The following is a 20,534-nucleotide window of genomic DNA, read 5'->3' on the forward strand; positions in this document are numbered from 1 at the left end:
GCGGCGGCCCGACGTCCGGAGGCCCGGAGGGCGGTCCGGAAGGCGGTGGGGGAGGCCCGAAGGAAGGAGGCCCCGAGGGCGGTGGGGGAGCCCCGAAGGAAGGCGGCTCCGAGGGCGGCGGCGGAACAGCCCCACCGGCCCCGTACCGGTCACTCCGGTCACTGGACTCCATAACGGCCCCCCACCGTCGCCCTTCACAAGTCCCCGTCACTCTGCCCGGTTCCGTCACGTTTTACGCACGGCCGGGCCCACGGCCTTCGAGCCCGCCGAGCCCCGACGGCACCGGCCCAGGTGACAGCCCGGGTGACGGCCCGTGCGATGTCGCACGACCTTCCGGGGCGGCGGCCCGGGAGCGCGGCGGTGCGGCGCGTCAGGGCAGATCGCGGAGGAAGGCCAGGAGCGAGGCGGTCAGGGTGGCCGGGGCGTCCAGCGGTACGAGGTGCCCGGCGTCCGGGATCACGGTGAGAGCGGCACCGGGAACGAGGGAGGCCAGCTCATGGCCCTTCGCCACCGGAATCCAGGTGTCCTCTGCGCCCCAGCACACGGCGACCGGAAGGCCGATCCGCGGATACAGGCCCTGCACCTCGTCGGTGTACCGCTGATCGGCCTGTGCGATCTGCCGGTAGAAGGCGGCCTGGCCCTCCTCGTCCGACCAGGGGGCGACCAGCCGGTCGGCCACATCGGACCGCAGCCCGGGGAAGCTCGCCGAGCCGACGTACTCACGGACGAGCGCCCGGTGCAGGGCGGGCGGCAGCTGTTCGAAGACCTCGCTGTTGCGCCCCACCAGCCGGAAGAACGGCGAGCCCCAGGGGGCCAGGGCGACCGGGTCGACCAGGGCCAGGCCGCGGTAGGCGGCCCCGTGCAGCAGATGGGCCCGCAGGGCGACCGCGCCGCCGAAGTCATGGGCGACCACGGCCGGCTCCGCCAGACCCCAGTGGTCCAGCAGCCGGGTGAACACCCGCCCCTGCGCGTCCAGTGAGACGTCCTGCCCCTGGTGCTTCTCCGAGACGCCGTAGCCCGGCATGTCCCAGACGAACACCCGGTACTGCTGCGCCAGGGCCCGGGCCACGTCCCGCCAGACGAAGGAGGAGAACGGCGTGCCGTGCAACAGGACGACGGGCTCCCCGCCCTCGGGCCCCAGCCGGTCCCAGCGGACCGTGCCGGACGTGCTGGAAAAGCTCTCGCGCAACTGCCAGTCGGTCACGTTCGGGATTCCCTCCGTGTGCGGGGCGCTCCGGCGAGCGTCTCCCCGGTGCTGTGCTGTGCTGTGGGGGCGACCGCCGCTCGTGCCTCGTGGTCCGCCCGCTCCTGATGCCGATGACATCGCGTGTCAGGGAGCCTGGTTCGCAGGAGGGGGCGTCACGGACGGTTCGATGGTCGACCGGATGTAGATCCGCGTGGTGCCGGGTGTGAACTCGTGGGCGAAGAGGTCGATACAGCGTTGAAGGTACGTGCCTTCCGGGGACGCCAGGTCGTCCGGGCACAGGCTGGTCATCCGCAGTTTCCGGACGATCGTCTCCGGTTCGGGCAGCCCGAGGTGACCGAAGGCGGCCGCGGGACGGTATCCCTGCTCCTTCGGGTGGGAGTTCTCGGTCATCACCGTGTCCTTCTCGATGAGCCGGCCGGTGTACGTCTCCGCTTCCTCGCTCGGAAGGACGAAGGACAGCAGCCCGGTGTCGTAGCGCTGCCCGACCTTGTAACCGGCCCGGTGGTCCGACGCTCCTTCCGGAACGCGGATGCCGAGCTGGCCGCTCATCCAGGCGGGCGTGGCTCCGTCCTCCCAGCAGCAGGTCATCTCCTGGTCCGCCAGGTCCGACGACACGTGGTCGGCGGCGCAGGAGACCACACCGACCGTGGCGGCGACGCAGGCGAGGAGCGTGAGCGCGATGACGGCCACGAGCGGGATGCGGCGGCGACGCACCGGCTGCTCGTCGGCAACGGTCCTGCTGGAGCCGCTCATCGATCCCTCCCCGCGCTTCCTGCCGCTCACAGCCTGCGGCTAAGAGGTGTCCGGATACGCGAAGACCCCGCTTCCAGCGCGAACGCTGGTGGCGGGGTCTTGTCGGCACTTCCTGCGAAGTGCCCCCGGCAGGATTCGAACCTGCGCACCCGGCTCCGGAGGCCGATGCTCTATCCCCTGAGCTACGGGGGCGTATCGCGGTGTTGCTCTGCGACGGGTGAAACACTACCAGCTCCCGACGGGTGTCCGTGAACAGGTATTCCGTCGCGTCAGCCCGTCCCCCGTCCGGGGCGGAAGTGGGCAAACGCCGGACGCGGTCACCGGGGCCGACCTACTCTCGAAGGGTGTCAGGGGCGTACGGCCGCGTGCTTGTTGTCGACGACAACAAGGTCATCCGGCAGCTGATCAGGGTCAACCTTGAGCTGGAGGGCTTCGAGGTCGTGACCGCGGCCGACGGTGTCGAGTGCCTGGACCTGGTCCACCGGGTCCGCCCCGATGTGATCACCCTCGACGTGATGATGCCCCGCCTCGACGGCCTGGAGACCGCGTCCGGACTGCGCTCCGACCCCCGCACCCGCCATGTGCCCATCGCCGTCATCAGCGCCTGTACGCCCTACGAGGTGGACGCGGGGGTGGCGGCCGGGGTCGACGCGTTCCTGGCGAAGCCGTTCGAGCCGAGCGAGCTGGTGCGGATGGTGCGTCGGCTCGCCGACGGCGGGGAACGGCCCTCGGCCGACGGGTGGAGCGGCGTGGGCCGGGCGGGGACCGCCACCGGCTGACCACCCGGGTTCGGGTCGGGGCCGCCACCGGTTGACCACCCGGGTTCGGGTCGGGGCTGCCCCCGGCTGACCGGATGGCGAAACGGAGTCGCGGGGTGCCCCTCTTCCTCCCCTAGGCTTGTCCCGTGACCCCCGCCGATCTCTCCTCGACCGTGCTGCACGCCGTGCGCCGCGCGGTCGACGAGAACGCCCTGCGCGCGCCCGTGCCCGCGCGCGTGCGGGTGGAGCGGACCCGGCCCGGAGGCACCGGCGACTACGCCTGCGCGGTCGCGCTCCAGCTCGCCGGACCCGCCGGGCTGCCCGCCCGGGAGGTCGCCCGCATTCTGCGCGAGCGGGTCGCCGCCGAACCCGGCATCGGGCGGGTCGAGATCACCGGCCCCGGCTTCCTGAGCTTCACCCTGGACGCCCCCGCCGACCGCGATCGGGCCGTGCTCGACGCCGTACGGGAACGGGGGATCGCGTACGGACACGGGGAAGCCCTCCGGAACGAGGAGCTCCGGTTCCACCATGCGCGGGAGGTGCGCGCGGCTGTCACCGCCGATGCCGTACGCCGTCTCCTCACCGCCCAGGGCGCCCGCGTCCGGGTCGGTTGCGAGGGGGAGGCGGAGGAGTGGGGGCGGCTCGGGGTGAGCCCGGACGCGTACGGGCCGGTCGCGCCGGAGGACACCGTGATCCGCCCGGTGCCCGCCGGGGCGAGCGCCGGGGAGCTGCTGGAGCGGCTCGGTGCGGATGCCGCCCGCTGGGGGCTGCTGCGGCCCGCCGCGCACGACCGGGCCTCGCTCGGCGACGGGCTCCTCGTCCAGGGCGAGGCCAACCCGCTCTTCCGGGTCCGGTACGCCCACGTCAGGACCCGCGCGCTCACCCGGGGCGCCGCAGCCCTCGGGTTCACGTCCGCTCCCGAGGCGGCTCCGTACGGGCCCGAGACGGCTCCGTACGAACCCCCCGCCCGGCCCCTCCTCGATCTTCTCGCCGACCACCCCGGCGTCCTCCTCGCCGCAGCCCGTCACCGCGCGCCCGACCGGGTCGCCCGGCAGCTGGAAGCCGTCGCCCACGCCTTTTTCGACTTCCACGACTGCTGCCCGCCGCTGCCCTCCGGCGACGAGAAACCCTCGGCCGCCCACCGCTCCCGGCTGGCCCTCGCCGAGGCCGCCGGGACGGTGCTGGCAGGCGGCCTGTCCCTGCTCGGTATCAGCGCGCCCGCACACCTCTGATCTGACGATCCGAAGAATCCGAGAGACCTCACCATGAGCCGCTCCGCACACCCCGCCGGTCCCCGTCACGCCGACGTCCTGACCGAGGGGCACTACTCCGCCCCCGCCGCCGACCTCAACGTCCTCGACGAGAAGGTCTGGGCCCGTACCGTCACCCGCGACGCGGACGGCGCCCTCACCGTCGGCGGCATCGCCGTCGCCCGGCTCGCCGAGGAGTTCGGCACCCCCGCCTACATCCTCGACGAGACCGACTTCCGGGCCCGCTGCCGGGCCTGGGCCGACGCCTTCGGGCCGGACGCCGATGTCTTCTACGCCGGGAAGGCATTCCTCTCCCGCGCCGTCGTGCGCTGGCTCAAGGAGGAGGGGCTGAACCTCGATGTGTGCTCCGGGGGAGAGCTGACCACCGCTCTCGACGCCGGTATGCCCGCCGAGCGCATCGCCTTCCACGGCAACAACAAGTCCGTCGCCGAGATCGAGCGGGCCGTCCGGGCCGGGGTCGGGCGCATCGTGCTCGACTCCTTCCAGGAGATCGTCCGCGTCGCCCACATCGCCCAGCGCCACGGCATCCGCCAGCGCGTCCAGATCCGGGTCACCGTCGGGGTCGAGGCGCACACCCACGAGTTCATCGCCACCGCGCACGAGGACCAGAAGTTCGGCATCGCGCTCGCCGGGGGGCAGGCCGCCGAAGCCGTGCGCCGGGCGCTCTCGCTCGACGGGCTCGACCTCATCGGCATCCACTCGCACATCGGCTCGCAGATCTTCGACATGGCCGGCTTCGAGGTCTCCGCCCGGCGCGTGGTGCAGCTGCTCGCCGAGGTCCGTGACGAGCACGGCGTCGAACTGCCCGAGATCGACCTCGGCGGCGGCCTCGGCATCGCGTACACCTCCGAGGACGACCCCCGCGAGCCGCACGAGATCGCCAAGGCGCTCAGCGACATCGTCACCCGCGAGTGCGAGGCCGCGAAGCTGCGTACGCCCCGTATCTCCGTCGAGCCCGGGCGGGCCATCGTCGGGCCCACCGCGTTCACCCTGTACGAGGTCGGAACGGTCAAGCCCCTCGAAGGGCTGCGGACCTATGTCAGCGTCGACGGCGGAATGTCGGACAATATTCGTACCGCGCTGTACGACGCCGAGTACAGCGTGGCGCTCGTCTCGCGCACCTCGGATGCCGAGCCGATGCTCGTCCGGGTCGTCGGCAAGCACTGCGAGAGCGGGGACATCGTGGTCAAGGACGCGTTCCTCCCCGCCGACCTGGCACCCGGGGACCTGATCGCGGTCCCCGCCACCGGCGCGTACTGCCGCTCGATGGCGAGCAACTACAACCACGCCCTGCGCCCCCCGGTCGTCGCCGTCCGGGACGGCGGGGCACGCGTCATCGTCCGGCGCGAGACGGAGGAAGATCTCCTGCGTCTCGATGTCGGCTGATGAAATAGTCATCTCAGAATCCGGACGGGGGTCAGAAACGCCCGTCCGGTGAGTGAGACTGGTCCACACATGAGCATGTATGAGAAACGAGGTCGGATGATGCGTACGCGTCCGCTGAAGGTGGCGCTGCTGGGCTGTGGAGTGGTCGGCTCAGAGGTGGCGCGCATCATGACGACGCACGCCGACGACCTCGCGGCGCGCATCGGCGCGCCCGTCGAGCTCGCCGGTGTCGCCGTCCGCCGCCCCTCGAAGGTGCGTGAGGGCATCGACCCCGCACTGATCACCACCGACGCGACCGCGCTCGTGCGGCGCGGCGACATCGACGTGGTCGTCGAGGTCATCGGGGGCATCGAGCCGGCCCGTACGCTCATCACCACCGCCTTCGAGAACGGCGCGAGCGTCGTCTCCGCCAACAAGGCGCTGCTCGCCGAGGACGGCGCGGCCCTGCACGCCGCCGCCGAGAAGTACGGCCGCGATCTGTACTACGAGGCCGCCGTCGCGGGTGCCATCCCGCTGGTACGGCCGCTGCGCGAGTCGCTGGCGGGCGACAAGGTCAACCGGGTGCTCGGCATCGTCAACGGCACGACCAACTTCATCCTCGACAAGATGGACACCAGCGGCGCGGGCTACTCGGAGGCGCTCGACGAGGCCACCGCCCTCGGGTACGCCGAGGCCGACCCGACCGCCGACGTCGAGGGCTTCGACGCCGCCGCGAAGGCCGCGATCCTCGCCGGGATCGCCTTCCACACCCGGGTGAAGATCGGTGACGTGCACCGCGAGGGCATCACCGAGGTCACCGCCGCCGACATCGCCTCCGCCCGCCGCATGGGCTGTACGGTCAAGCTCCTCGCGATCTGCGAGCGCGCCGCCGACGGGGCCTCGGTCACCGCCCGGGTCCACCCCGCGATGATCCCGCTCAGCCACCCGCTGGCCTCCGTCCGCGAGGCGTACAACGCGGTGTTCGTCGAGGCCGAGGCCGCCGGGCAGCTCATGTTCTACGGGCCCGGCGCCGGCGGCTCCCCGACCGCGTCGGCCGTCCTCGGCGACCTCGTCGCGGTCTGCCGCAACAAGCTGGGCGAGGCCACCGGACCCGGTGAGTCCGCCTACACGCGCCTGCCGGTCAGCCCCATGGGCGAGGTCGTCACGCGCTACCACATCAGCCTCGACGTGGCCGACAAGCCGGGCGTGCTCGCCCAGGTCGCGACGGTCTTCGCCGAGCAGGGCGTATCCATCGATACCGTCCGCCAGCAGGGAAAGGACGGCGAGGCGTCCCTCGTCGTCGTCACCCACCGCGCGCCCGACGCCGCCCTTTCCGGGACCGTCGAAGCGCTGCGCAAGCTCGACACCGTGCGCGGTGTCGCCAGCATCATGCGTGTTGAAGGGGAGTAAAGGACCCATGACCAGCAAGGGCACCCACCAGTGGCGCGGCATCATCGAGGAGTACCGGGACCGGCTTCCGGTCACGGCGACGACGCCGGTCGTCACGCTTCGTGAGGGCGGTACGCCGCTCGTTCCGGCGCAGGTCCTCTCCGAGCGCACGGGCTGCGAGGTGCACCTCAAGGTCGAGGGCGCCAACCCCACCGGTTCGTTCAAGGACCGCGGCATGACCATGGCCATCACCCGGGCCAAGGAGGAGGGCGCGAAGGCCGTCATCTGCGCCTCCACCGGCAACACCTCGGCCTCCGCCGCCGCGTACGCGGTGCGGGCCGGAATGGTCTGCGCCGTCCTCGTACCGCAGGGCAAGATCGCGCTCGGCAAGATGGGGCAGGCGCTCGTGCACGGCGCCAAGATCCTCCAGGTCGACGGCAACTTCGACGACTGCCTCACCCTGGCCCGCTCGCTCTCGGACAACTACCCGGTGGCGCTGGTCAATTCGGTCAACCCGGTCCGTATCGAGGGCCAGAAGACCGCCGCGTTCGAGATCGTGGACGCGCTCGGCGACGCCCCCGACATCCACGTCCTGCCGGTCGGCAACGCGGGCAACATCACCGCGTACTGGAAGGGGTACGGCGAGTACGCCGGTGACGGCGTCTCCACGCACACCCCGCGCATGTGGGGCTTCCAGGCGTCCGGCTCCGCGCCCATCGTGCGCGGCGAGGTCGTCAAGGACCCGTCCACCATCGCCACCGCGATCCGCATCGGCAACCCGGCCTCCTGGGACTACGCCCTGGCAGCCCGGGACGAATCGGGCGGTTTTATCGATGAGGTGACGGACCGACAGATTCTGTCCGCCTACCGGCTGTTGGCCTCCCAGGAGGGTGTCTTCGTGGAGCCCGCGTCGGCCGCGTCGGTCGCCGGTCTGCTCAAGGCCGCCGAGGAGGGCAAGGTCGACCCCGGCCAGCGCATCGTCTGCACGGTCACCGGCAACGGCCTCAAGGACCCGGACTGGGCCGTCGCGGGCGCCCCGCAGCCGGTCACGGTCCCGGTCGACGCGGCCACGGCGGCGCAGAAGCTCGGGCTCGTCTGAGCTCCTGAGTCCCCGATCCCGTTGCTCGTCCGGTCCCCGTCGTCCGGAGCGTCCGGGCCGGGCTGTCGCAGCCGATCAGGTCGGCCGCGGCTGTCCGGCCGGACAGCCATGACAGCCCGGCCCGGACAGCCGCGACAGCCCGGCCCGGGCAACAGTGGCACTCGGGCCCGGGCGACCACGGCACTCGGGCCCGTACGGCTGTGGCAGCCCGGTCCGCCCGGTCCGCACGGCCCGGTCAACCGCGACAACCCAGCTCAACCGCCCTCTTTTCGGGGCGGAGAGCGCATAGGAGGCGGGCGACACGCATCGTGCGCCTCCTGTGCGCCCTATGTCGCGACAGAACCTTCCTTCGATAAGCTGTACTCCATCCGCCCGACATCCGCCCGACGGGTCTGCCGCGGCGCGAGAGCCGTCGTGACGGCGAGCAGGGCCGGGCCACCGGCCCCATCCCCAGCCCCGCAGAACCACCGCACCGCAATCCCCGCCGCCTCACCAACCCCCGCCGCCTTACAAGGAGTCGTCCAGCCGATGGCCGGTCCCGCGTTCCGAGCCGCCGCCGTCAGGGTGCGCGTCCCCGCAACCAGCGCCAACCTGGGCCCGGGTTTCGACGCCCTCGGCCTCTCGCTGGGGCTGTACGACGATGTCGTCGTCCGTGTCGCCGACTCCGGGCTCCACATCGACATCGCGGGTGAGGGCAGCGAGACGCTGCCCCGCGACGAGAGCCACCTGCTCGTACGCTCCCTGCGCACCGCCTTCGACCTGCTCGGCGGACAGCCCCGCGGCCTGGAGATCGTCTGCGCCAACCGCATCCCGCACGGCCGCGGCCTCGGCTCCTCCTCCGCCGCCATCTGCGCCGGAATCGTCGCCGCCCGCGCCGTGACGATAGGCGGCGACGCCCGGCTCGACGACGAGGCCCTGCTGGAGCTGGCCACCGAGATCGAGGGGCACCCCGACAACGTCGCGGCCTGTCTGCTCGGCGGGTTCACCCTCGCGTGGATGGACGGCGGAGCGGCCCGGGCGATCCGGATGGACCCCGCGGAATCCGTCGTTCCGGTGGTCTTCGTGCCCGGCCGGCCCGTGCTCACCGAGACGGCGCGCGGACTGCTCCCGCGCACCGTCCCGCACGTCGACGCGGCGCTCAACGCGGGCCGCGCGGCCCTGCTCGTCGAGGCGCTGACCAGGCGCCCCGAGCTGCTGCTCGCCGCCACCGAGGACCGCATCCACCAGGAGTACCGGGGCCCCGCGATGCCCGAGAGCGTCGAGCTGGTGCACCGGCTGCGCGCCGACGGCGTGCCCGCCGTCATCTCCGGCGCGGGCCCCACGGTGCTCGCGCTGGCGGGGGAGGACTCCGCCGACAAGGTCGCCCGGCTGGCGGGCGAGGGCTGGGCCGCGAACCGGCTGGCACTCGACGCCACGGGCGCCACCGTGCTGCCACTGGCCGCGTAACCGCATGTGATTACCGGTGGCCGAGAGGGGGAATGTTTGTTGGAGCCGGTAGTGTTAACCTCAAGTCTGCAACCGACGTCTTTGAGGCGCGTTGCTTCGTGTCCCCTTCCGGGACCACCATTCTTCCGGGAGCCTCCCCAACTGCCTGAGCAGCCTGCCTGAGCAGTTTCGAGCACGCTCCGGAACCGGCACGACACCCCTCGCTCGTCCAGGAGTGGGCCGAGCAGGGGGATCTCGCGCCGGACCCCGCACGTTCATCTCTCCGCCGTACCCGGCGGACCACCGCCCCGGCAAGGTCCGCGATCCAGCAAGATCAACAGACCGCAGTCGGACAGCACAACCGGTCGCCGAGCCAGAAGGCCGACGTCCGCTCCAGGGAAGGACCCTTCGTGAGCGACACCACCGATCTGATGGGCGTGACTGCCGACAAGAACGTCGACAGCGCCGCGCCCGCCGAAGGTGCTGCCACTGGCACCACCGCACGGCGCCGCCGCTCCGGCACCGGCCTCGAGGGCATGGTCCTGGCCGAGCTGCAGCAGGTCGCGTCCGGCCTCGGCATCAGGGGTACCGCGCGGATGCGCAAGAGCCAGCTGATCGAGGTCATCAAGGAGGCGCAGGCCGGCGGCGGAGCCGCCGCCCCCAAGACCTCCTCCAAGGCCGCCGAGGCCCCCGCCGCCGAGGCGGAGAGCAAGCCCAAGCGGCGCGCCACCTCCAAGGCGCGCACCGGGGACGAGGCCGCCGCCGAGAAGACCGCGGCCCAGCAGCAGATCGACATCCCCGGTCAGCCGGCCAGCGACGACCAGCCCGCGGGCGAGCGCCGTCGCCGCCGCGCCACCGCGCAGGCGGGCAGCCCCGACACCAAGGCCGAGGCGAAGACCGAGGCCAAGGCGGAGCCGCAGGCCGAGCTGAAGACCGAGGAGCGCGCCGAGCCCAAGGGCGACGCCAGGGCCGAGGCCGCCACCGACACCGCCGAGGGCCGCCGGGGCGACCGTCAGGGCCGGGAGCGGGGCGAGCGCGGTGACCGCGAGGGCCGCCGTGAGCGCCAGCGCGACCGCCGGGGCAAGGGCGACGACCAGGGCCAGCAGGGCGGCGGCGGGCAGCAGCAGCGCCCGCAGCGCCAGGGCCAGGGGCAGAACCAGGGCCAGCAGAACCGTGACAACGGTCCGCAGGACGACTTCGACGACGAGGCGGGCGGCCGCCGCGGCCGTCGTGGCCGCTACCGCGACCGCCGTGGCCGCCGTGGCCGCGACGACTTCGCCGGTGATGTGCAGGTGGCCGACGACGACGTCCTGATCCCCGTCGCGGGCATCCTGGACATCCTCGACAACTACGCGTTCATCCGGACCTCCGGCTACCTCCCGGGCCCGAACGACGTGTACGTCTCGCTCGCCCAGGTCCGCAAGAACGGCCTGCGCAAGGGCGACCACGTCACCGGCGCGGTCCGCCAGCCCAAGGACGGCGAGCGGCGCGAGAAGTTCAACGCGCTGGTCCGCCTCGACTCGGTCAACGGCATGGCGCCGGAGTCCGGCCGGGGCCGCCCCGAGTTCCAGAAGCTGACCCCGCTCTACCCGCAGGACCGGCTCCGTCTGGAGACCGACTCCAACGTCCTGACGACGCGGATCATCGACCTGGTGGCCCCGATCGGCAAGGGCCAGCGCGGGCTCATCGTGGCCCCGCCGAAGACCGGCAAGACGATGATCCTCCAGGCCATCGCCAACGCCATCACGGTCAACAGCCCCGAGTGCCACCTGATGGTCGTCCTGGTCGACGAGCGTCCGGAAGAGGTCACCGACATGCAGCGGTCGGTGAAGGGCGAGGTCATCTCCTCGACCTTCGACCGTCCCGCCGAGGACCACACCACCGTCGCCGAGCTGGCCATCGAGCGCGCCAAGCGCCTCGTGGAGCTGGGTCACGACGTGGTCGTCCTGCTCGACTCGATCACCCGTCTGGGCCGCGCGTACAACCTCGCGGCGCCCGCCTCCGGCCGCATCCTCTCCGGTGGTGTCGACTCGACCGCGCTCTACCCGCCGAAGCGCTTCTTCGGTGCCGCGCGCAACATCGAGGACGGCGGCTCGCTGACCATCCTGGCCACCGCGCTCGTCGAGACCGGCTCGCGCATGGACGAGGTGATCTTCGAGGAGTTCAAGGGCACCGGCAACATGGAGCTCAAGCTCGACCGGAAGCTCTCGGACAAGCGCATCTTCCCGGCGGTGGACGTCGACGCGTCCTCCACCCGCAAGGAAGAGATCCTGCTCGGCACCGACGAGCTGGCGGTCGTCTGGAAGCTGCGCCGGGTGCTGCACGCGCTCGACCAGCAGCAGGCGATCGAGCTCCTCCTGGACCGGATGAAGAAGACCCAGTCCAACGCGGAGTTCCTGCTCCAGATCCAGAAGACCACGCCGGGCGCCGGAAACGGCAACGACTGACCCCGGTACGGCAGTTGAGCGTGAGGGCCCCGTCACTCCGGTGACGGGGCCCTCACGCGTCCCGGGACCGACGGAACCGCGGCGCGCTTCCCGTACGCGTACGGCCCCTCGAACCCTTCCCGTACGCGTACGCCTACGGAACCGCCGCCCCGCCCCCGTACGCCGCCGCCCGAGACCTTTGCCACACGCCGACCCCGCGCGCCGCGCCCCCGCCCGTACGTCTCCGGCGCGGGAAACCGCAGGTGAACGCCGGATCGCGCGCCGCGTGCCGCCGCTCGCGTGCCCCTCCGCGCCCGCCGGGGTCCCACAGGCCCCTGTGCAACCCTTCTTGCTGCTTCGCCGTCTGATCAAGAGATGACAAACCCTCCCGGAACGATCACGGCCGGGGGCGAGGAGCAGCGGAACGCCGTAACGAGGGAGACGCGTGAGCGAGCAGAAGAGGGTCCCGGGGCGGATACGCGGCACCGGCACCCGCCGGAAGAAGCCCTCCCGGCGCCACCGGGCGAAGCTCATCACCGCCTGGTCGGTGGCGGGTGTGGTGGTCGTCGGCGGGGCCGGGCTCGGATACGCGTACGTCACGCTCGACGGCAACCTCTCCAGCGTCGACATCGACGCCAAGCTCGGCACCGACCGTCCCGACGACGTGGACGACGGCTCGCAGGACATCCTGGTGCTGGGCTCCGACTCGCGCTCCGGCGACAACGGGAAGTACGGCGCCGACGAGGGTGCCGCCCGCTCGGACACGGCGATGGTCGTGCACGTCGACAAGGGCCACAAGTCGGCGAGCGTCGTCTCGATACCGCGCGACACCCTGATCGACCGGCCCGCCTGCGAGAGCGACACCACGGGCGCCACGGTCCCGGCCGCCCACCGGGCCATGTTCAACACCGCGTACGAGGTCGGCGGACCGGCCTGCGCGGTCAAGACCGTCGAATCGCTGTCCGGTATCCGCATGGACCACTACGTCGAGGTCGACTTCGCCGGCTTCGAGAAGCTCATCGACGAGCTCGGCGGCGTCGAGATCACCACGAAGACCGCCATCCACGACTCCAAGAGCCATCTCGACCTGGAGCCGGGCACCCACACCCTGGACGGCGAGGAGTCCCTCGGCCTCGTCCGTACCCGCAAGAGCGTCGGGGACGGCAGCGACCTGGGCCGTATCCAGCTCCAGCAGGCGTTCATCAAGGCGCTGCTGGAACAGGCGAAGACCGTCGGGGTGTTCTCCAGCCCGCAGAAGCTGTTCGGTCTCGCGGACGCCGCCACCAAGGCGCTCACCACCGACTCCGGCCTCGGCTCGGTCAAGAAGCTCACCGGGTTCGCGAACAGCCTGAAGGGGCTCGGCGCGGAGAACGTGCACATGGTGACGCTGCCGGTGGAGTACGACCCGGCCGATCCGAACCGGGTCCTCCCGCAGGAGGAGGCGGGCAAGCAGGTGTGGGCAGCGCTGAAGCAGGACCGGCCGATCCCCGCCTCCGCCACCGAGAAGTCGGCGGGGGACAAGGGCGAGGCCGGGAAGCTGGTGCGCTGAGGAAGGCAGGGAGCAGGCGGACAGGGGGCCGGGAATACCTGCGGTCCGCCCCCGGTTTTGGGAGATACGGCCGGTCCTGGCAGACTGGTACGTCGGCCCCGGTTCACGGCCGCGCAATCCGCGCGGACGACCCGGCGCCCTCCCGAAACTAGGAGACACCTTGAAGCGCGACATCCACCCCGAGTACGTCGAGACGCAGGTCAGCTGCACCTGCGGTGCGTCGTTCACCACCCGGAGCACCATCGACGGCGGCAGCATCCGCGCCGACGTCTGCTCCGAGTGCCACCCGTTCTACACGGGCAAGCAGAAGATCCTCGACACCGGCGGCCGTGTGGCCCGCTTCGAGGCCCGCTTCGGCAAGGCTGCCGGCTCCGCCAGCAAGTAGCGAGCCACTGCGCCGGTTCCTGGCGCCCTCTTCCCGGGGGCGTCGGAACCGGCGTTTTTTCCGGTCGGGCGTGCGGCGGAGTCCTCTCCGTTCGTGCGGGGAAGCCCCTCCGCCGTGCGGGGGAGCCCCTCTACCGTGCGGGGAAGCCCCCGCCGGACGCCCCACCGGGCAGTACGCCCTCCAGCAGGCCCGCAGATTTCAGACCAACCAGGAGCCCCCGAATGTTCGAGGCGGTCGAGGAACTGATCGGTGAGCACGCCGATCTCGAGAAGAAGCTCGCCGACCCGTCGGTCCACGCCGACCAGGCCAACGCGCGCAAGCTGAACAAGCGCTACGCGGAGCTGACCCCGATCGTCTCCACGTACCGGGCCTGGAAGCAGACCGGCGACGACATCGAGACCGCCCGCGAGTTCATCGCGGACGACCCCGACTTCGCCGCCGAGGTCAAGGAGCTGGAGAAGCAGCGCGAGGAGATCACGGAGAAGCTCCGCCTCCTCCTCGTCCCGCGCGACCCCAGCGACGACAAGGACGTGCTCCTGGAGATCAAGGCGGGCGCGGGCGGCGACGAGTCCGCCCTCTTCGCCGGTGACCTGCTGCGCATGTATCTGCGGTACGCCGAGCGCGTCGGCTGGAAGACCGAGATCATCGACTCCACCGAGTCCGAGCTCGGCGGCTACAAGGACGTCCAGGTCGCCGTCAAGACCAAGGGCGGCAACGGCGCCACCGAGCCCGGCCAGGGCGTCTGGGCCCGGATGAAGTACGAGGGCGGCGTGCACCGTGTGCAGCGCGTGCCCTCCACCGAGTCCCAGGGCCGCATCCACACCTCCGCCGCGGGCGTGCTCGTCACCCCCGAGGCCGAGGAGGTCGACGTCGAGATCCACGCCAACGACCTCCGGATCGACGTCTACCGCTCCTCCGGCCCCGGCGGCCAGTCCGTCAACACGACCGACTCCGCCGTCCGCATCACGCACCTGCCGACCGGTGTCGTCGCCTCCTGCCAGAACGAGAAGAGCCAGCTCCAGAACAAGGAGCAGGCCATGCGCATCCTGCGCTCCCGGCTGCTGGCCGCCGCCCAGGAGGCCGCCGAGCAGGAAGCCTCCGACGTGCGCCGCAGCCAGGTCCGTACGGTCGACCGCTCCGAGAAGATCCGTACGTACAACTTCCCGGAAAACCGCATCTCGGACCACCGCGTCGGCTTCAAGGCGTACAACTTGGACCAGGTGCTCGACGGAGACCTGGACGCAGTGATCCAGGCGTGCGTCGACGCCGACTCCGCCGCCAAGCTCGCCAACGCGTGAGCGCCTGAGCGCTCGCGGGCCCCAGGGCCCGGGAGCGCACCGCCCGCCCCGCACACCCCGTAACCCGTACGGAGAACCGCGATGAACCTGCTGCTCGCCGAGGTGGCCCAGGCCACCCAGCGGCTGGCCGACGCCGGTGTCCCCTCACCGCGATTCGACGCCGAGGAACTCGCGGCCTTCGTCCACGGCGTGAAGCGGGGCGAGCTGCACGCCGTGCCCGACGGCGACTTCGACGCCCGGTACTGGGAGACGATCGCCCGCCGCGAGGCCCGCGAACCGCTCCAGCACATCACCGGCCGCGCCTTCTTCCGCTATCTGGAGCTCCAGGTCGGACCCGGTGTCTTCGTGCCCCGGCCGGAGACCGAGTCGGTCGTCGGCTGGGCCATAGACGCCGTCCGCGCGATGGACGTCGTCGAGCCCGTCGTCGTCGACCTGTGCACCGGATCGGGCGCCATCGCGCTCGCCATGGCGCAGGAGGTCCCGCGCTCGCGCGTACACGCCGTGGAGCTCTCCGAGGACGCCCTCAAGTGGACCCGGAAGAACGCCGAGGGGTCCAGGGTCACCGTCCACCAGGGAGACGCCCTGAGCGCCCTCCCGGAGCTCGACGGCCAGGTCGACCTGGTGATCTCCAACCCGCCGTACATCCCGCTCACCGAATGGGAGTACGTCGCCCCCGAGGCCCGCGACCACGACCCGGAGATGGCGCTCTTCTCCGGCGAGGACGGCCTCGACACCATCCGCGGCATCGAGCGCACCGCCCACCGGCTGCTCCGCCCCGGCGGCCTCGTCGTCATCGAGCACGCCGACACCCAGGGCGGCCAGGTGCCGTGGATCTTCACCGAGGAGCGGGGCTGGGCCGACGCGGCCGACCACCCCGACCTCAACAACCGCCCCCGGTTCGCCACCGCCCGCAAGGCCACGCCGTGACCGGCCCCCGGCACCGCACCCCGTACCCGTACCCGCTTGAGGAGGCCGGCTGATGGCACGGCGATACGACTGCAACGACGCCACCGACCGGATCAGCGGGCTGCGCGAGGCCGCCTCCGCGATCCGCCGCGGCGAACTGGTCGTGCTGCCCACCGACACGGTGTACGGGATCGGGGCGGACGCCTTCAACTCCGAGGGCGTCGCCGACCTGCTGGACGCCAAGGGCCGGGGCCGCAACATGCCCACCCCCGTCCTCATCGGCTCCCCGAACACCCTGCACGGCCTGGTCACCGACTTCTCCGAGCAGGCATGGGAGCTGGTCGACGCCTTCTGGCCCGGCGCGCTCACCCTGGTCGCCCGGCACCAGCCCTCGCTCCAGTGGGACCTGGGGGACACCCGGGGCACGGTCGCCATCCGGATGCCGCTGCACCCGGTCGCCATCGAGCTGCTGACCGAGGTCGGCCCGATGGCCGTCTCCAGCGCCAACCTCACCGGACACCCCTCGCCCGAGGACTGCGACGCCGCCCAGGGCATGCTCGGCGACTCCGTCTCCGTCTACCTCGACGGCGGCCCGACGCCCGGCATCGTGCCCTCCTCGATCGTCGACGTCACCGGTACCACCCCGGTCCTCCTGCGGGCCGGAGCGCTCTCCGTCGAGGAGCTGCGCAAGGTGGTCCCCGACCTCGAGGTGGCCAATTGACCGCCCCCGAGGGGCGTGGCATAGCGGGGCGGACGGACACCTTCCGCATCCTCCACGTCAGCACCGGCAACGTCTGCCGCTCGCCGATCACCGAGCGGCTGACCCGCCATGCCCTGGTGGACCGCCTCGGCGATCCGCTCAGCGGCGGCCTGATCGTGGAGAGCGCGGGCACCTGGGGCCATGAGGGCGCCCCCATGGAGGCCAACGCGGAGGTCGTCCTCGCCGACTTCGGCGCCGACGCCAGCGGCTTCGTCGGACGCGAGCTCCTGGACGAGCACGTCATCCGCGCCGACCTGGTCCTCACCGCCACCCGTGACCACCGCGCCCAGGTCATCTCCATGGGCCACTCGGCGGGCCTGCGCACCTTCACGCTCAAGGAGTTCACCCGGCTGGTGCGGGCGATAGACCCCGCCACCCTGCCCGACCCGCTCGACGAGGGCGTCGTCGAGCGCGCCCGCGCCCTGGTCCGCGCCGCCGCCGCGCTGCGCGGCTGGCTGCTGGCCCCGACCGCCGAGGCGGACGAGGTCTACGACCCCTACGGCGCGCCCATCACCTTCTTCCGCTCCATCGGCGACGAGATCAACCAGGCGCTCGACCCGGTGGTCACGGCGCTCACCGGCGTACGCGCCCCGCACTGACCGCCGTACGCGCTCCGCACCACCGCGCGCCCCACGCCCCTGGCGCCGACCGGCGTACGCATCCCGCGCCCGACCGGCGTACGCGCTCCGCACACCCGAGCATCGACGCGCGCCCCGGCGCCGACCGACGTACGCGAGCCCGGCCCGGCGCCCAACGGCCGTACGCGCTCCGCACCGGCCATCGGCGCACCCGCCGCCCCTACCGCCCCCGGTGCGCCGACCGGCGTACGGGGCCCTCCGACAGCGGGCATACCGCCCCGCCCCGGCCTACATTGGAGCTGACACCGGCACCCCTCGCCGGCGCACCCACCTCCAGGCCCGGAGCCGTCCCATGCCGGTCACCTCTCCCGCCGCACCCGCACCCGCACCGAGCACGCCCGACGCCCTGCCCCAGGACTTCGGCGCCCTGCTCCGCCAGGACCCGGAGGTGGCCGGGGCCCTGCTGGGGGAGCGGGACCGGCAGGCCGCCACCCTCCAGCTGATCGCCGCCGAGAACTTCACCTCGCCCGCCGTGCTCGCCGCCCTCGGCTCCCCGCTCGCCAACAAGTACGCCGAGGGGTACCCGGGCGCCCGCCACCACGGCGGCTGCGAACACGCGGACGCCGCCGAACGCATCGCGGTCCGCCGGGCCACCGCCCTCTTCGGCGCCGAACACGCCAACGTCCAGCCGCACTCCGGCTCCTCCGCCGTCCTCGCCGCCTACGCCGCGCTGCTGCGCCCGGGCGACACGGTGCTCGCGATGGGACTCCCGTACGGGGGACACCTCACCCACGGGGCGCCCGGCAACTTCTCCGGCCGCTGGTTCGATTTCGTCGGGTACGGGGTGGACCCGGACAGCGGGCTCATCGACCACACCCGGCTCCGCGCCCTGGCCCGCGCCCGCCGCCCCAAGGCGATCGTCTGCGGCTCGATCTCCTACCCCCGCCACCCCGACTACGAGGCGTTCCGGGAGATCGCCGACGAGGTGGGCGCGTACCTGATCGTGGACGCCGCCCATCCGATGGGGCTGATCGCCGGGGGAGCGGCGCCGAGCCCGGTCCCGTACGCCGACGTCGTCTGCGCCACCACGCACAAGGTGCTGCGCGGACCGCGCGGCGGCATGATCCTGTGCGGCGCGGCCCTAGCCGAGCGGATCGACCGCGCGGTGTTCCCGTTCACCCAGGGCGGGGCGCAGATGCACACGGTGGCGGCGAAGGCGGTCGCGTTCGGGGAGGCGGAGACACCGGCTTACACGCTGTACGCGCACCAGGTCGTCGCCCACGCCCGGGTGCTGGCCGCGGGTCTGGAGGCCGAGGGGTTCGAGGTGACGACGGGCGGCACGGACACCCACATCGTCGTCGCCGACCCGGCCCCGCTCGGCGTCGACGGCCGTACCGCCCGCGAGCGGCTGGCCGCCGCCGGAATGGTCCTGGACACCTGCGCGCTGCCGTACGGGGAGGCCCGCGGCATCCGGCTGGGCAGCGCGGCCGTCACCACGCAGGGGATGGACGAGGGGGACATGGCCAGGATCGCCGCCCTGTTCGGCGCGGCCGTACGGGAGCCGGGCGATGTGAGCCCGATCGCGGCGGAGGTCCGTGAACTGGCGCTGCGGAATCCGCCGTACCCGGGGTAGACGAGGGGTGTGCAACCATCACCCGTACCGTGGAGTCCTTGTTCAGTGACTAGGGTGTGGGTTTTGGATGGCCGGCGAATTCTCTGGGGCAGCCCGTGCGTGATTACCTGCTGACGCTCTGTGTCACGGCTGCGGTGACCTATCTGCTGACCGGGCCGGTGCGTAAGTTCGCCATCGCGGTCGGGGCGATGCCCGCGATCCGCGCGCGCGATGTCCACCGGGAGCCGACACCCCGGCTCGGTGGCATCGCGATGTTCGGCGGGCTCTGTGCGGGACTGATCGTCGCCGACCACCTCCACAACCTCAAGAGCGTCTTCGAACTCTCCAACGAACCAAGGGCGTTGCTCTCCGGGGCCGCCCTCATCTGGCTGATCGGCGTCCTCGACGACAAGTTCGAGCTGGACGCCCTGATCAAGCTGGGCGCCCAGATGATCGCCGCCGCCGTCATGGTCATCCAGGGGCTCACGATCCTGTGGCTGCCGATCCCCGGCGTCGGCACGGTCGCCCTCACCCAGTGGCAGGGCACGCTCCTCACGGTGGCGCTGGTCGTCATCACGATCAACGCGGTCAACTTCGTCGACGGCCTGGACGGGCTCGCGGCGGGGATGGTGTGCATCGCCTCGGCGGCGTTCTTCCTGTACGCCTACCGCCTCTGGTACGGGTACATGATCGAGGCCGCCGCCCCCGCGACGCTGTTCACCGCGATCCTGATGGGCATGTGCCTCGGCTTCCTGCCGCACAACATGCACCCCGCCCGGATCTTCATGGGCGACTCCGGCTCCATGCTGATCGGGCTGGTGCTGGCCGCCGCGGCGATCTCGGTCACCGGGCAGGTCGACCCCGACACCATGCGGCTCTTCGAGGGCAGTGAGCGCGGGGCCACCCACGCGATGCTGCCGGTCTTCATCCCGCTGCTGCTGCCGCTGACGATCATCGCGATCCCGGCCGCCGACCTGGTCCTCGCCATCGTCCGGCGCACCTGGAACGGCCAGTCCCCGTTCGCCGCCGACCGGGGGCACCTGCACCACCGGCTGCTGGAGATCGGCCACTCGCACAGCCGGGCCGTGCTGATCATGTACTTCTGGTCGGCCCTGATCGCCTTCGGCGCCGTCGCGTACTCGGTGCACTCGGCCTCGATGTGGATCGTCTTCGTCATCCTCGCGGCGAGCGCGGTGGGCCTGGTGCTGCTGCTGATGCCGCGCTTCACCCCGCGCGCCCCGCACTGGGCCAACCGCTTCGTGCCGCCGCGCTACCGGCACCGCGCGGCGGAGGACTCGGCGTCACCCGCGCCCGCGTCCTCGGCCTCGTACGGGGAGAAGCCCGCGACCGTGGACTCCGGGGCCCAACAGGGCCCGGAGGGCGGCCAGATGGGCGAGGAGGGGCCGGAGAGGGCCCCTGTGGCGGTCGGGGTCTCCGGTGTCAACGGGGCGACCGCGATCGGCGCCCGTTCGCGGTTCTCCGAACGCCGCTCCATCGACTCCCCGCGCTGACGAATGCGGATGCCGTGGTGCATTACCAGACATTGAGCCGTCCTGTCGCGCACAGACGCGCGGACTAGTCCTCATGTGTGACAGTTGGCACACTTTCCAGGTAAAGACCTCATCAAATAGTTTGTGATACCGTTCACGAGACCCGGCGACGGAGCCGAAGGACCCTAGTGAGACGGTCCATCGACCCGGAAATCCGCCTCACGGACCGGGCCTACGCTCGTCCATGACGACGCCCCATTCCT

17 protein-coding genes and 1 tRNA gene are annotated in these 20,534 nt (G+C 71.9%); 15 read left to right on the forward strand and 3 right to left on the reverse strand.

Annotated elements, in window-relative coordinates; genetic code table 11:
• Positions 1–370: 370 nt before the first annotated feature.
• From B7C62_25680 to B7C62_25690, 3 genes are all read right to left on the reverse strand, one after another.
• Positions 371–1,204, reverse strand: coding sequence for an alpha/beta hydrolase (locus B7C62_25680; protein ARF75260.1), 834 nt, complete (start codon positions 1,202–1,204; stop codon positions 371–373).
• Between the two features lie 126 nt (positions 1,205–1,330).
• Positions 1,331–1,960: a hypothetical protein gene (locus B7C62_25685; protein ID ARF75261.1), complete on the reverse strand. Its 630-nt coding sequence runs from the start codon at positions 1,958–1,960 to the stop codon at positions 1,331–1,333.
• A gap of 120 nt (positions 1,961–2,080) precedes the next feature.
• Positions 2,081–2,152 (reverse strand) — tRNA-Arg (locus tag B7C62_25690).
• A gap of 152 nt (positions 2,153–2,304) precedes the next feature.
• On the opposite strand from B7C62_25690, the gene B7C62_25695 reads away from it, so the two are divergent.
• From B7C62_25695 to B7C62_25765, 15 genes are all read left to right on the forward strand, one after another.
• Positions 2,305–2,739: a response regulator gene (locus B7C62_25695; GenBank protein ARF75262.1), complete on the forward strand. Its 435-nt coding sequence runs from the start codon at positions 2,305–2,307 to the stop codon at positions 2,737–2,739.
• Positions 2,740–2,864: 125 nt separating this feature from the next.
• Positions 2,865–3,950 (forward strand): hypothetical protein, encoded by a 1,086-nt coding sequence (locus tag B7C62_25700; protein ARF75263.1) that lies wholly within the window; start codon positions 2,865–2,867, stop codon positions 3,948–3,950.
• 33 nt (positions 3,951–3,983) lie between these two features.
• The gene (locus tag B7C62_25705; GenBank protein ARF75264.1) at positions 3,984–5,375 is read left to right on the forward strand and encodes a diaminopimelate decarboxylase; all 1,392 of its coding nucleotides are present in this window, start codon (positions 3,984–3,986) and stop codon (positions 5,373–5,375) included.
• 99 nt (positions 5,376–5,474) lie between these two features.
• Positions 5,475–6,764: a homoserine dehydrogenase gene (locus tag B7C62_25710; protein ARF77373.1), complete on the forward strand. Its 1,290-nt coding sequence runs from the start codon at positions 5,475–5,477 to the stop codon at positions 6,762–6,764.
• A gap of 7 nt (positions 6,765–6,771) precedes the next feature.
• Entirely contained in the window at positions 6,772–7,842 is a 1,071-nt protein-coding gene (locus B7C62_25715) for a threonine synthase (GenBank protein ID ARF75265.1), read from the forward strand.
• A 528-nt stretch (positions 7,843–8,370) separates the two neighbouring features.
• The gene (locus B7C62_25720; protein ARF75266.1) at positions 8,371–9,288 is read left to right on the forward strand and encodes a homoserine kinase; all 918 of its coding nucleotides are present in this window, start codon (positions 8,371–8,373) and stop codon (positions 9,286–9,288) included.
• 389 nt (positions 9,289–9,677) lie between these two features.
• On the forward strand, positions 9,678–11,714 hold the full coding sequence (locus B7C62_25725; protein ARF75267.1) for a transcription termination factor Rho: 2,037 nt from the start codon (positions 9,678–9,680) through the stop codon (positions 11,712–11,714).
• 424 nt (positions 11,715–12,138) lie between these two features.
• Positions 12,139–13,242: a transcriptional regulator gene (locus tag B7C62_25730; protein ID ARF75268.1), complete on the forward strand. Its 1,104-nt coding sequence runs from the start codon at positions 12,139–12,141 to the stop codon at positions 13,240–13,242.
• Positions 13,243–13,402: 160 nt separating this feature from the next.
• Positions 13,403–13,627: a 50S ribosomal protein L31 gene (locus B7C62_25735; protein ID ARF75269.1), complete on the forward strand. Its 225-nt coding sequence runs from the start codon at positions 13,403–13,405 to the stop codon at positions 13,625–13,627.
• A gap of 221 nt (positions 13,628–13,848) precedes the next feature.
• Entirely contained in the window at positions 13,849–14,925 is a 1,077-nt protein-coding gene (locus B7C62_25740) for a peptide chain release factor 1 (GenBank protein ARF75270.1), read from the forward strand.
• 81 nt (positions 14,926–15,006) lie between these two features.
• On the forward strand, positions 15,007–15,852 hold the full coding sequence (locus tag B7C62_25745; GenBank protein ARF75271.1) for a protein-(glutamine-N5) methyltransferase, release factor-specific: 846 nt from the start codon (positions 15,007–15,009) through the stop codon (positions 15,850–15,852).
• A gap of 52 nt (positions 15,853–15,904) precedes the next feature.
• On the forward strand, positions 15,905–16,552 hold the full coding sequence (locus tag B7C62_25750; GenBank protein ARF75272.1) for a threonylcarbamoyl-AMP synthase: 648 nt from the start codon (positions 15,905–15,907) through the stop codon (positions 16,550–16,552).
• Entirely contained in the window at positions 16,549–17,190 is a 642-nt protein-coding gene (locus B7C62_25755; protein ARF75273.1) for a protein-tyrosine-phosphatase, read from the forward strand. Before B7C62_25750 ends, B7C62_25755 begins: the two co-directional genes overlap by 4 nt.
• Positions 17,191–17,521: 331 nt before the next feature.
• Positions 17,522–18,802 carry a serine hydroxymethyltransferase gene (locus tag B7C62_25760; GenBank protein ID ARF75274.1) on the forward strand — a complete coding sequence of 427 codons (1,281 nt, stop codon included), beginning with the start codon at positions 17,522–17,524 and terminating at the stop codon, positions 18,800–18,802.
• Positions 18,803–18,858: 56 nt separating this feature from the next.
• A complete protein-coding gene (locus tag B7C62_25765) occupies positions 18,859–20,292 on the forward strand; it encodes an undecaprenyl-phosphate alpha-N-acetylglucosaminyl 1-phosphate transferase (protein ARF75275.1) in 1,434 nt (477 codons plus the stop codon).
• The last annotated feature ends 242 nt before the right edge of the window (positions 20,293–20,534 follow it).

Source organism: Kitasatospora albolonga, from assembly GCA_002082585.1.
In the GTDB taxonomy this organism is placed as follows: Bacteria; Actinomycetota; Actinomycetes; order Streptomycetales; family Streptomycetaceae; genus Streptomyces; species Streptomyces stephensoniae.